Origin of the sequence: Nonomuraea aurantiaca, from assembly GCF_020215705.1 — a bacterium.
GTDB classification, from domain to species: Bacteria; Actinomycetota; Actinomycetes; order Streptosporangiales; family Streptosporangiaceae; genus Nonomuraea; species Nonomuraea aurantiaca.
In genome coordinates this window covers 266471-278801 of record NZ_JAIWNB010000005.1, presented here as the reverse complement: position 1 = coordinate 278801, position 12331 = coordinate 266471, and the positions used below count along the sequence as shown (strand labels likewise).

8 protein-coding genes are annotated in these 12331 nt (G+C 71.3%); 6 read left to right on the top strand and 2 right to left on the bottom strand.

The genetic code is table 11. The features are described 5' to 3' along the window. Positions 1-66: 66 nt before the first annotated feature. The 4 genes from rpsA to coaE all read left to right on the top strand — a co-directional run bounded on the left by rpsA (position 67) and on the right by coaE (position 4030). The gene (rpsA, locus tag LDL49_RS15350) at positions 67-1554 is read left to right on the top strand and encodes a 30S ribosomal protein S1 (protein ID WP_225291707.1); all 1488 of its coding nucleotides are present in this window, start codon (positions 67-69) and stop codon (positions 1552-1554) included. Between the two features lie 107 nt (positions 1555-1661). Further along, complete coding sequence (locus LDL49_RS15345) at positions 1662-2855, top strand: epoxide hydrolase family protein (RefSeq protein WP_225291706.1); 1194 nt, start codon at positions 1662-1664, stop codon at positions 2853-2855. Positions 2856-2954: 99 nt separating this feature from the next. Continuing rightward, complete coding sequence (locus LDL49_RS15340) at positions 2955-3401, top strand: GNAT family N-acetyltransferase (protein WP_225291705.1); 447 nt, start codon at positions 2955-2957, stop codon at positions 3399-3401. Between the two features lie 26 nt (positions 3402-3427). Next, complete coding sequence (gene coaE / locus LDL49_RS15335; protein WP_225291704.1) at positions 3428-4030, top strand: dephospho-CoA kinase; 603 nt, start codon at positions 3428-3430, stop codon at positions 4028-4030. Between the two features lie 115 nt (positions 4031-4145). Here coaE and LDL49_RS15330 read toward each other — a convergent pair whose 3' ends face one another. Next, complete coding sequence (locus tag LDL49_RS15330) at positions 4146-9713, bottom strand: WD40 domain-containing protein (RefSeq protein WP_225291703.1); 5568 nt, start codon at positions 9711-9713, stop codon at positions 4146-4148. Between the two features lie 99 nt (positions 9714-9812). Here LDL49_RS15330 and LDL49_RS15325 point away from each other — a divergent pair, with 99 nt between their 5' ends. Both LDL49_RS15325 and LDL49_RS15320 read left to right on the top strand, forming a co-directional pair. Beyond that, positions 9813-10985, top strand: a complete 1173-nt coding sequence (locus LDL49_RS15325) for an ArsB/NhaD family transporter (RefSeq protein ID WP_225291702.1) — start codon at positions 9813-9815, stop codon at positions 10983-10985. A gap of 31 nt (positions 10986-11016) precedes the next feature. Further along, complete coding sequence (locus tag LDL49_RS15320) at positions 11017-11463, top strand: MmpS family transport accessory protein (protein ID WP_225291701.1); 447 nt, start codon at positions 11017-11019, stop codon at positions 11461-11463. A gap of 44 nt (positions 11464-11507) precedes the next feature. Here LDL49_RS15320 and LDL49_RS15315 read toward each other — a convergent pair whose 3' ends face one another. After that, positions 11508-12323, bottom strand: a complete 816-nt coding sequence (locus tag LDL49_RS15315; RefSeq protein WP_225291700.1) for an inositol monophosphatase family protein — start codon at positions 12321-12323, stop codon at positions 11508-11510. Positions 12324-12331 lie beyond the last annotated feature (8 nt).

Sequence of the window (12331 nt, the reverse complement as noted above, 5' to 3'; positions counted from 1 at the left end):
GCGGAAGAGGGCCTGCCGCGCGTCCGCCACATCGACATCCTGTCCGCGTTCGGAGCAATTCCACACATGACGTCCAGCACTGAGGCCACCTCGAGCACCCCGCAGGTAGCGGTCAACGACATCGGGTCCGAGGAAGCCTTCCTCGCAGCGATCGACGAGACCATCAAGTACTTCAACGACGGCGACATCGTCGAGGGCACCGTCGTCAAGGTCGATCGAGACGAGGTCCTTCTCGATATCGGCTACAAGACCGAGGGTGTCATCCCCTCGCGTGAGCTTTCGATCAAGCACGATGTCGACCCAGCGGACGTCGTGGAGGTCGGCGAGCACGTCGAAGCCCTGGTTCTCCAGAAGGAGGACAAAGAGGGCCGCCTGATCCTGTCCAAGAAGCGGGCTCAATACGAGCGCGCCTGGGGCACGATCGAAAAGATCAAGGACGAAGACGGCATCGTCACCGGCACCGTCATCGAGGTCGTCAAGGGTGGACTCATCCTCGACATCGGCCTCCGTGGCTTCCTGCCGGCGTCCCTGGTCGAGATGCGCCGTGTCCGCGACCTGCAGCCGTACGTCGGCCGCGAGCTCGAGGCGAAGATCATCGAGCTGGACAAGAACCGCAACAATGTGGTCCTGTCCCGCCGCGCCTGGCTCGAGCAGACGCAGTCCGAGGTTCGCCAGACGTTCCTCAACACCCTCCAGAAGGGGCAGGTCCGCAAGGGCGTCGTCTCCTCGATCGTCAACTTCGGTGCGTTCGTGGATCTCGGCGGCGTCGACGGCCTGGTCCACGTGTCCGAGCTGTCCTGGAAGCACATCGACCACCCCTCCGAGGTTGTCGAGGTCGGCCAGGAGGTCACGGTCGAGGTCCTCGATGTCGACATGGAGCGCGAGCGCGTCTCCCTGTCGCTCAAGGCCACTCAGGAAGACCCGTGGCAGCAGTTCGCCCGCACCCACCAGATCGGCCAGGTCGTGCCGGGTCGCGTCACCAAGCTGGTGCCGTTCGGCGCGTTCGTCCGGGTCGAGGAGGGCATCGAGGGCCTGGTCCACATCTCCGAGCTGGCCGAGCGCCACGTGGAGATCCCGGAGCAGGTCGTCCAGGTCGGCGACGAGATCTTCGTCAAGATCATCGACATCGACCTCGACCGGCGTCGCATCAGCCTCTCGCTGAAGCAGGCCAACGAGGGTGTCAGCGGCGCCGAGGTCGAGTTCGACCCGACGCTCTACGGCATGGCGGCGACCTACGACGACCAGGGCAACTACATCTACCCCGAGGGCTTCGACTCGGAGACCGGTGAGTGGCTCGAGGGCTTCGACAAGCAGCGCGAGGAGTGGGAGCGGCAGTACGCCGAGGCCCAGACCCGCTTCGAGGCGCACAAGAAGCAGATCGAAGAGGCTCGCAAGGCGGAGGCCGAGGCGGGCGAAGCCGCTCCCTCGTCCTACACCGGTGAGACCGCGGCTCCGGCCAGCAGCTCGGGCTCGTCCGCTCCGGCGGCCGGCGCCCTCGCCTCCGACGAGGCTCTCGCGGCTCTGCGCGAGAAGCTCGCGGGCGGCCAGAGCTGACCTGGTTGACCAGCTGACAGAGAAAGACCCCGCACCGGTCGGTGCGGGGTTTTTCTTTTGGGTCCATGCGGAACGATCCTTTCCGCGATCGTTCCTAGGGTTGCCGCATGATCGAACCCTTCCGCATCACCATCCCGCAAGCCGACCTCGACGACCTGAAGGACCGGCTCACCCGTACCCGCTGGCCGCGGCCGCTGCCCGGCGGCGGCTGGAGCCGGGGCGTGCCGGTCGGCTACCTGCGCGAGCTGGCCGCGTACTGGGCCGACGGGTTCGACTGGCGGGCGCAGGAGGCCAAGCTCAACGCCTTCCCGCAGTTCACCACGGACATCGACGGGCAGCGCGTCCACTTCCTGCACGTCCGCTCGCCTGAGCCCGGCGCGCTGCCGTTGATCGTCACGCACAGCTGGCCGAACACCGTCGCCGAGTTCCTGAACGTCATCGGCCCGCTCACCGACCCGCGCGCCCACGGCCTCGACCCGGCCACGGCCTTCCACGTGGTGGCCCCCTCGCTGCCCGGCTTCGGCTTCTCACCGTTCCCCGAGCCCGCCGACGAGCGGCCCTGGAGCATCGTACGGGTGGCGCGGACCTGGGCCGAGCTGATGGGACGGCTCGGGTACGAGCGCTACGGCGCCCACGGCAACGACGCCGGTGCCCTGGTCACCCCTCAGCTGGCGGCCATCGACGCCGAGCACGTGATCGGCTCGCACATCACCGCCGGGCTCGGCATCCCCACCGGCGACCCGGCCGAGCTCGACGGCGCCACCGAGGCGGAGCTGGCCGAGCTGGCGGACCTGACCCGGCGATTCGCCGGAGGCAGCGGTTACGGCCCGTACCTCGCCAAGCGGCCGCAGACGCTGAGCTTCGGCTTCGCCGACTCGCCGGTGGCGCAGCTGGCCTACCTGGTGGAGCGGTTCAAGGAGTTCGACGGCTGGCCCGACGAGGAGGCCGCCGAGCCCATCGACCGCGACCTGGTGCTCACGAACGCGAGCCTCTACTGGCTGACCGCGACGGGCGGATCGTCGTCGTGGACGTACTACGAAGGGGCGGCGGGCATGCCGATCAACCAGACGGCGGTGCCGACCGGGGTGTCGCACGGCGGCTCTCCGCTGCTCCGGCGCATCGCCGAGCGCGGAAACCGGGTCGTCCACTGGGCGGGCGAGCACGGCGACAGCCACATGGTGGCCATGAACTCGCCCGAGCCCCTGGTACGGAGCATCCGCACGTTCTTCGGGACCCTGGAAGGGCGACTGGAAGGGCAGCTGGGAGGAACGCCGGAAGGGGCGCGGGAGGGGCTTCGGTAAGGGGCGCGGGAGGGGCTTCGGTATGGGGGCGGTAGGGACGCGGGAAGGAGGGGCAGGGTGCGGTAGGGGCGTGGGGTGAGGCTGCAGTAGGGTGCTCGCGTGGAGATCGAGCGTGCGCTGCCGGACGACGCCGGTGAGATCCTCACCCTGCAGCGGGCCGCGTACGTGACCGAGGCGCAGCTGTACGGCGACCCGTTCCTGCCGCCGCTCCTGGAGTCAGCGGAGCAGGTCCGCAAGGCCATCGAGACCGGCCTCGTGCTCAAGGCCACCGACGCCGGCCGGATCGTGGGAGCCGTACGCGGCCAGCTGGCCGGCACCACCTGCCTGGTCGGCCGCCTGGTGGTGGCCCCCGACCGGCAGCGTCAGAGCCTGGGCCGGACGCTGATCCGGACGCTGCACGAGCGGATGCCGGAGGCGACGGCCTTCGACCTGTTCACCGGCCACCTGTCCGAGGGCAATCTGCGCCTCTACCGCAGCCTGGGCTACCGCGAGACCCACCGGGAGCGCATGGACGACCATCTCACCTTGGTCCATATGCGGCGCTGATTCCCGATCGCGGATAGGCTTTCCGCGTGCTGAAAATCGGCCTCACCGGCGGCATCGGATCGGGCAAGAGCGAGGTCTCCAAGCGCCTCGCGGCGCGGGGCGCCGTCGTGATCGACGCCGACAAGATCGCCCGCGAGGTGGTGGAGCCCGGCACTCCGGGTCTGGCCCGCGTGGTGGCCGTGTTCGGCGACGAGGTGCTCCATCCTGACGGCTCACTCAACCGGGAGAAGCTGGGCGCCATCGTCTTCGCCGACCCCGACAAGCTGGCCTCGCTCAACGGCATCGTGCATCCGCTGGTGGGGGAGCGGGTCGCCGAGCTGCAGAGCCGGACGGCCGACGACGCGATCATGGTCTACGACGTGCCGCTGCTCGCGGAGAACCGGCTGGCGCCGATGTACGACGTGGTGATCGTCGTGGACGCCGCCGACGAGGTGCGCATCGCCCGCCTGGCCGAGCACCGCGGCATGCCGGAGCACGACGCCAAGGCCCGCATCGCGGCGCAGGCGACCCGCCAGGACCGGCTGGCGATCGCCGACATCGTGATCGACAACGAGGGCGACCTGGACGACCTGGAGGCCCGGGTCGCCCAGGTCTGGGACGACCTGCTGACCCGGGCCGCGCGCGGCTGACCGGCTTCCGGCTGGTGGCCTTCGCCCGGACGCGCTGATGGCCTTCGCCCGGACGTGCTGGCGGCCTTCGCCCGGACACCGGCCGGTCGGGTTCCCCGCGGGTCGACAGGAGGGCTCAGAACGGGGAGTCGAGCGGCACCTGCCGGACACCGGGCAGATACGGATCCAGCTCACCCAGCTCGAACCGCGACATCCCGATGACGTGCCAGAACTGCCCGGAAACCTCCCCCTGGATCTTGTACCTGCCGTCCGGAGCCAGCGCGGCCCACCCCTCCGGCAGGCCCAGCAGGGTGGCCCGCCGCTCCGTCCCCGCCCAGAGGATCACCACCCCGTCGTCCCCGGCACTGGCCAGCAGGTCCGCCGAGGGACTGAACGCCACCGACCACACCCGCCGCGAGTGTCCTGCCAGCGTGTGCAGCGGCCGTCCCGTCGCCGTGTCCCAGACCCGCACCATGAGGTCGTCGCCGCCCGTCGCCAGCCGTTCGCCCGTGGCGTCGAACGCGACACTCCACAGCCGCCCGGTATGCCGGCCGAGCGTGTGCTGCAGGCGCGGCTGCCAGGGCTGGCCGGGACGCAGCTCCCAGATCTTGGCGAGGCCGTCGTTGCCGGCGCTGGCCAGGTGCTTGCCCGAGGGGGAGAACACGACCGAGTAGACCCGGTCGGTATGGCCCTCCAAAGTGGCGACCCGGCCACCGGACTCGACGTGCCAGAGGCGTACGAGCCGGTCGTCGCAGCCCGTGGCCACGAAGCGGCCGTCGGGGCTGAAGGCGATCGAGCGGACGCGGCCCCGGTGGTCGGCCAGGTTGCTCACCAGGCGGCTGGTCGGCCGATACCAGATCCGTACGCTGTCGTCGTCGTTGGCCGTGGCCAGCAGCGTGCCGTCGGGGCTGAACGCCTCGGCCCACACGTGATCGGTCTCGGCGTTGAGCTCGCGTTCGTAGTCGCCGGTGACGGCGTTCCAGAAATGCACGCCGCCGTCGTTGCTGGAGGTGGCCAGGACCGGCCCGGCAGGGGAGAACAGGGCCGAGATGAGCCGGTCGGCGGTGCCGGCGACCTCGCGCAGGCGGCGCCCCGTGCGCGGCTCCCAGACACGGACGACACCGTCGTTGCCGCTGGTCGCCAGCATCGAGCCGTCGGCGCTGAACCGGGCCGAGGAGATCCGCCTGCCGTGACCGCGCAGGACCCGCTGGCACTGGCCGCTGGCCGGATCCCAGAGGCGTACCGTCCCGTCGTTGCTGCTGGTGGCCAGCTGCTCGCCGTCGGGCCGGAACGCGAACGGCCAGACGGAGCTGCGATGCCCGGTCAGCTCGACCCGCCGGCCGCCGCCCACCTCCTGCAGCCGGACGACGCCGTTGGAGTCGCCGCTGGCCAGCGTGCGGCCGTCGGGGGAGAAGAGCACCTGGTAGACGGACCCGGCGTGGCTGGTGTGGACGCCGTGGGCCTGGCCGGCCGGATCCCACAGGCGTACGGTCCCGGCCGTGTCGCCGCTGGCCAGCAGGGAGCCGTCGGGCGTGAAGTTCAGGCAGTAGACGCTGCCGGAATGACCCTTCAGCTCGTGCCGCAGGGTCCACGAGGCCGTGTCCCACAGGCGTACCGTCCCCGCCTCGTCGCCGGTGGCCAGCAGCGACCCGTCCGGGCTGTGGACCGCACGGTAGACCGAGCCGCGATGGTCGTCGAGCGTGCGCAGCACCTCTCCGGACGTCAGGTCCCAGACGCGCACCACGCCCGCCGAGTCGCCGCTGACCAGCACCGAGTCGCCGAACGACACCGGGTAGAGGGGTGCCTGGTGGCCCGCGAGCTCGTGGACGAGCCGGCCGGTGGCGCTGTCCCAGACGCGGATGACGCCGTCGCCGCCGCCCGCCGCGACCAGCTCGCCCGACGGGCTGAGGCGTACCGGCCAGACCCCGTCGGCATGGCCACGCAGCTCGCGCAGGTGCGCGCCGGTGAGGGCGTCCCAGAGCACGACCAGGCCGTCGCTCGCGCCGGTGGCCAGCAGGCCGCCGGCGAACGAGACCGCGTACACGCGGCCCGCGTGCCCCTGCAGCGTCCGCACGGGCGCGCCGCCCACGCACAGCAGCACGCCGCCGTCCTCCTGGCCGACGGCGAGGGTGGACCCGTCGGGGGTGTACGCGATGGGCTCCGGCAGCCGGCTGGTCTGGAAGTGGTAGCCGTACGGCACGCCGATCGCGGCGGGCGCGAACTGGATCTCCACCGGCTGGCCCGGCACCACCGAGGCGCCGGGCAGGTGCGGCAGCGTGCCGGTCACGTTGATCAGCGTGGCCCGGTGCCACCGGGCGCCCTCGGCGGAGATGTCGCTCAGGTCCGTGTGGGCCAGCCGCGCGCCCGACAGGTCGGCTCCGGTCAGGTCGGCGCCCGTCAGCTTGGCGCTGTCGAGCCGGGCCCCGGCCAGCTTGGCGTCGCGCAGGACGGCTCGGGACAGGTTCGTGCCGACGAGCGTGGCGTCGGTCAGGTCGGCGCCGGTCAGGTCGACCTCCTGCAGGTCCCTGGCCGACAGGTCCTCGCCCTTGAGGTTCGCGCCCCGCAGGTCGGCCCTGGCGGGGGTACGCAGCCGCGCCGAGATCTTGACCGCGTTCGCCCGCGACACGTCGTCCGCGGGCGGGTCGGACACCCACGCCCGCAGCGCCCGTACGTCGGCCAGGTCGCACAGGAACTCGACGGTCAGCGCCGACAGCGGCCGGCGCGACAGCTCCACCGGCGCCTCGATCGTGGCGGCGATGTGCCGGGCGATCATCCACTCCATGACCGAGGAGTGGATGAACCCGAACATGCCCTCCTCGGTGCGCACCAGAAGGCTCCCCGAGCCCACCGCGTGGGCGGCGTGCTCGGCGGACAGCTGCCCGCCGGCCAGGCCGGTCAGCGTCTCGGCGTACTCGGTCAGCTCGTCGACGCCCAGCAGCGACTCGCCCGAGTCCCACAGCCGCAGCGCGAGCCCCGTCACGACCTGCCACAGCTCGTCGGTGGTCAGGGGAGTCGGCGACCCCGGCACTCTGGCCCGCCGCTCCTCGAAGGCCAGCCACGAGCCGAGGATCTCCTCGTAGAGCAGCGCGGGGCTGATCGTGTGGCGGGCGCCGGCCACCGTACGGAGGCGGTCGGCGTCGAGGTCGGCGATGAAGCTCAGCATCCGCGGGTTCTGGGCCAGGTCGAGCAGGTCCGTGATGCTCTCCATCAGCGACATGCGCGCCGCCGCCGCGTCGCCGTCGTCGAAGCGGTTGGCCAGGTAGGCGCGGATCTGGTCGTGGGTGAAGTCCTCGACGCTGAGCACCCGCCGCTGCGGCAGCACGCCGACCATCTCGCCGAGCGAGGTGAGCACCTGGGAGTGCGACTTGAAGTGCTGGGTACGGCTGGCGACCACGATCTTCGCCTTGTCCTCGGCCGCGGCCAGTAACGTCGACAGGTGGTCGGCCGCCCGGTCGTAGGTGAGCCGGGTGACGAGCTCGTCGAACCCGTCGAACAGCAGCACGATTCGCCCCTGCCGCAGCAGGTAACGGAACGCCTTGAGATCGATGAACTCCTCGCCGTGGCTCGCCAGATGGGCGGCGACCAGCGCGTCCACGGAGTGTGCCTTGTCGAGCGCCCGCAGCTCGATCAGGATCGGCGTCAGGTGCGGCAGCTCGGCCGGGATGCGCCTGGCCAGCTCGCGCAGCGCGAACGTCTTGCCGTGGCCGAAGTCGCCCAGCAGCAGCAGGAACCGGCCGTGGTCGGCGGCCAGCAGCCGCATCAGCTCGTCGGTCAGGCCCTCCCTGACCTGGTGTCCGGGGCGGTCGAGCTCGCGGTAGCGCTGGGGGACGTACAGGCTGGGCGGGTAGCGGCGGTCGTTGGTGAGCCGGGCCGTCTGCTCGGCGACATAACCCGACAGGTCCAGCAGGCCTTGGAACTCGGTGAAGCTGCGCAGCCGCACACCTCTGCGCATGAGCTCGTCACGCAGCGACCTGGCCGGGGGCGGCCCCTGGTAGACGAGCTCGGCGGCGAGGTCGGCGGCGTGCGCCTGCCGGACGAAATGATCGGCTTCGGCGGCGGTCAGCTCGCCCACGTGCGCGCCGATCATCGTCTGCCGGACGAACCCGTCCTCGGGATGGGTGACGACCAGGTGGGCGGCGAACCGGCGGATCCTGGCCCGTTCGTGCCTGGCCTCGCAGACCTCGATGATCCGATCGAGCAGCAGGTCCACCGGGCCCGGCTCGCGCTCGACCGGCGCGGGCTCGGGGGCGCGGGCGGGCGGCGCCTCTCCGGTGAAGGTGGACTGGGCGGCCCGCCAGGTGTGGGAGACGCGTTCGGGGTGCTCGGCGCCGGGCAGCCAGGTGCGCAGGCCGCCGGCGCTGATCTCGACGACCTGGTGGTGGCCGGAGCGCGGCGCGGCGACGGCGGCCTCACCGGCCTCTCCCGCGCCCTGGAAGAGCAGGTTGAGCCGCCGGGCGAGGATCCGGTCGTACGTCGGCGCGTCGCGCAGCGTGGACGGCGGGTGCCCGATCGCGCCGAGCCGCAGCCAGGCGCTCTCCTCGTAGGGGCGCAGCCGCTCGGCGAACCAGGCGGCCTGCCCCTCGCCGAGCAGGGGATAGGCGTCGCGTTCGAGGTGGCTCATGGCCATCGTCGAGTTGAGCCCGGCGACGACCACCTTCAGGTCGGGCACCTCGAACAGCGTCCACGGCTGGCCGCCGTCGAACACCCGGTCGTCCAGCCCCTGGTACACCTCGCCGAACAGGCCCGCGAAGTGCCGCCACTTCGGCCAGTAGGGCGGCTGCGGGGAGACGTCGTCGGCCTCGCAGGTGAGGAAGTAGGCGCTGGCCGCCGCCTTGGTGACGTCGCGCGGGCCAGGCACGATCACCAGCCGGTGCGGCTCCAGGCCGACCAGCAGCCGCAGGTCGGTGAGGAAGCGGGTCGCCTGCCCGAACTGCCCCAGGCTGCCCGACTCGGTCAGGTCACCGGTGACCACCATGAGATCGGGGCGCGGCATGCCCCTGTCGTACATCTCGGTGAGATCCGCCCAGATCCGCGCCTGCATGTCCTCGGGCGTGAACGGCTCGCCCGGATCGGGCAGTGCCCGGCCGAACCGGGGGCCGCCGATGTGCAGCACGGTCAGCGACTCGCGGCCGTGGTCGGCGGTGGCCGACGGCGGGAACTTCGGCGCCGACACCGGGGCGCGCCGGGCCCGCGAGCGCTCACCCGGCGGCGGCAGGGTCGGCGCGGGCAGCGGCAGGCCCGCGCCCGTCGGGAAGGCGGGCGCCGCCTCCGGCTTGGCCCGGCCCGCCATGGCCTCCCTGACCCGGCCCAGCAGCAGCGCCCTGGCCTGGCCCGAATCGGTGACGCCGAGCAGGTCCACCCAGGTGATCGTGGACAGCAGCCCTTCGAGGCGTACGTCCTCGAGCCGGATCGTGACCAGCTTGTTGGACGGGTTGTCGGGGTCGGCGCGGAGCGCGGCCTGCCACTCCATGCGGCCGTAGCGCGAGGTGAGGTAGTTGCGCGAGAGCACGGCCACCACCACCTGCGCCTCGCTGACGCCGCGGTCCATGAAGTCGATGAAGTTCGTGCCGGGCACGAAGTCCCACGCCTGGATCATGGTCCGGTAGCCCGCCGCCTCCAGCTCCCAGGCGATCCAGGTCGCCCAAGCCGTGTCGGCGGGGGAGTAGCTGACGAAGATCTCTGTCGGCCTGCCGTCACGTGCCATTTCCTCAGTATCCCCTGTGGGACCGGCGTTTGCAGGCATGGGGCGGCCGAGCCCGCCCCACGAAGTGGGGCCATAAACAGGTTGTGCGATCATCGACGGGTGTGGCGACGTCTCGGTGTGCTCGACTGGATCAGGATCGGGCTGCTCGGGCTCGGCCTCGTCTTCGTGGCGACCGGGCTGCTGCCGTGGCGGGAGGCCGTGGCGAGCCTGGACGGGATCGGGCCGTTGCTCGTCTTCCTGGTGGGCATCATCGTGCTGGCGGAGCTGACCAAGGAGGCCCAGGTCTTCGACGCCATCGCGGCGCGGATGGCGGTGCTGGGGCGGGGCAACTACGTCGCGCTCTTCTTCCTATGTACGGCCTTCGCCTCATTTATCACGATATTTCTCAATCTCGATACGACTGCAGTGCTGCTCACCCCGGTCATGCTGGCGCTGGCACCCAGGGCGCGCATCGCCGCCCTGCCCCTGGCGATGACCACGATCTGGCTGGCCAATACCGCCAGCCTGCTGCTGCCGGTCTCCAACCTGACGAACCTGCTCGGCATCAACAAGATCGCGCTCGACACCCAGCAGTTCGCCGGGCGGATGTGGGTGCCGCAGATCGTCTCGATCGCCGTGACGATGGCCTTCCTGTGGGTCTTCTTCTGGCGCCGGGGCCAGCGTCGCGACCTGCGCTACACGCCGCCCCTGCTGGAGCCGGTCGCCGACCGCGTGTTGTTCGCCGCCGCGGCCGCGGGCTGCTTACTGTTCATCGGCGCGCTGCTGGTCAAGGTCCAGGTCGGCGTGGCCGCCTCGGTGGCGGCGCTGGTCGTCGTGGTGGCTTTCGTCGTACGCGACCGCGCCCGGCTGACGTGGAGCCTGATCCCCTGGCAGCTGCTGATCTTCGTGACGGGCCTGTTCCTGGTGGTGCCCACCCTCAGCCGGTACGGCCTGGCCGACCTGATGCGCTGGATGATCGGCGCCGAGGGGGACCCCTACCGGACGGCGGCGGTGGGTGCCGGGCTGTCCAACCTGATCAACAATCTGCCCGCCTTCCAGGCCATCGCCGAGGTCATCCCGTCGAGCGATCAGGATCGCCTGCTGGCCCTGCTGGTCGGCACCAACGTGGGGCCGGTCGTCACGCCGTGGGCGTCGCTGGCGACGCTGCTCTGGTTCGAGTCGTGCCGCCGCCACGACGTGCCCGTCCCGATGCGCCGCTTCCTGGCCACCGGCACGGGCCTGGCGGTCGTCGGGCTGCTCGCCGGCGTGTGGGCCCTTGTCACGTTCGGCTGACCACTCGTCAGGGTCCGGGACAATACGGTTCATGACTATCTACCGTTTGTTGGCATATTTCGGTCTTGCTGCGGCGCTCGCCGGCTGCGGCGCCCAGGAGCCCCTGCAGGCCCAGCCCTCGACGCCCCCACCCGCCGCCTCCACCGAGTCACCTAGCGCTGAGTCGCCCAGCGCCGCGCCGCCCGCCGCCGCGACGCGCACGATCAAGCTGGAGGTGCTGGGCAAGGGCAGGGCCATGCAGCCGATCATGTACATGGCCGACGAGGACGGCACGGAGAACAACGCCACCCTGCCCTGGTCGCGGACCGCCACGATCGAGCTCACCGGTGCCGAGCAGCGCGTGGGCCGCCTGGTCTCCGTCGTGTCGGGCTCGGTCCAGGACGCGAGCGGTCAGCTCAAGCCGGCTGCCTGCCGCATCACCGTGGACGGGAAGAAGGTCGCCTCCGGCACGGGCCTGTGCAAGTACAAGATCAAGTAGCGGGCCTGTGCGAGGTCAGGTAGCGGGCCTGTGCGAGTACGAGATCACATAGCGGTGCGGGTGCGAAGCAGGTCGAGGAGGCCGGGCATGGCGCTCGGGTGGGTGGCGACGAAGCTGCGGCTGTCGGGCGTGCCGTCGATCCCCTCCTCGAAGGGCCCGCCGTCGAGCGCCCGGATCTCGATGCCCGCCTCCCGCGCGAGGAGCGCGCCCGCGGGCAGGTCCACCGCCTCGGCCCGGTAGCCGACGATGCCGTCGATGTCGCCCCTGGCCAGCATCGCCCACGCCAGCAGCGGGGCCCACAACTGCAGCATCCGCCGGGCGCTCAGCTCCAGTGCGTACTTGATGGCCCGTACGGTCAGGTCGTCCCTGGACACCGAGTAGCCCTGGGTCCACGCCAGCAGCGGGCCGTGCGGCGAGGGGTTGTGCGGCGGGGCCAGCCGTACGCCGGAGGAGGTGATCGCGCCGCGCCCGCGGATCGCGGACCAGGTCTGGGCCGAGACCGGGTCGTGCACCACCCCCAGCATGGGACGTCCCGAGCGGCACAGGGCCAGGCCGACGACGTAGGCGGGCAGGCCGATCACCACGTTGTTGGTGCCGTCGAGCGGGTCGATCAGCCACGTCCACTCGCCGTCGGCGGCGCCCAGCAGCCCCGACTCCTCGGCGATGACGGAGTGCGCCGGGAAGGCGGTGAGGATGTGCTCGACCAGCAGTTTCTCCGAGGCCAGGTCGAGCTCGGTGACGACGTCGCCCGAACCGCCCTTGGGCCGGGCGCCGAGCGCGCCGCGGGTGCCGGACACGAGTAGCTCGCCCGCGGCCTCGGCGGCGGTGACGGCGACCGCGCGAGCGTGATCCAGATCCATTCGGGCCC

Coding starts and splice junctions, on each gene's coding strand:
- LDL49_RS15345 (WP_225291706.1), top strand. CDS start 1,662: ATGATCGAACCCTTCCGCATCACCATCCCGCAAGCCGACCTCGACGAC.
- LDL49_RS15330 (WP_225291703.1), bottom strand. CDS start 9,713: ATGGCACGTGACGGCAGGCCGACAGAGATCTTCGTCAGCTACTCCCCC.
- LDL49_RS15320 (WP_225291701.1), top strand. CDS start 11,017: ATGACTATCTACCGTTTGTTGGCATATTTCGGTCTTGCTGCGGCGCTC.
- LDL49_RS15315 (WP_225291700.1), bottom strand. CDS start 12,323: ATGGATCTGGATCACGCTCGCGCGGTCGCCGTCACCGCCGCCGAGGCC.
- rpsA (WP_225291707.1), top strand. CDS start 67: ATGACGTCCAGCACTGAGGCCACCTCGAGCACCCCGCAGGTAGCGGTC.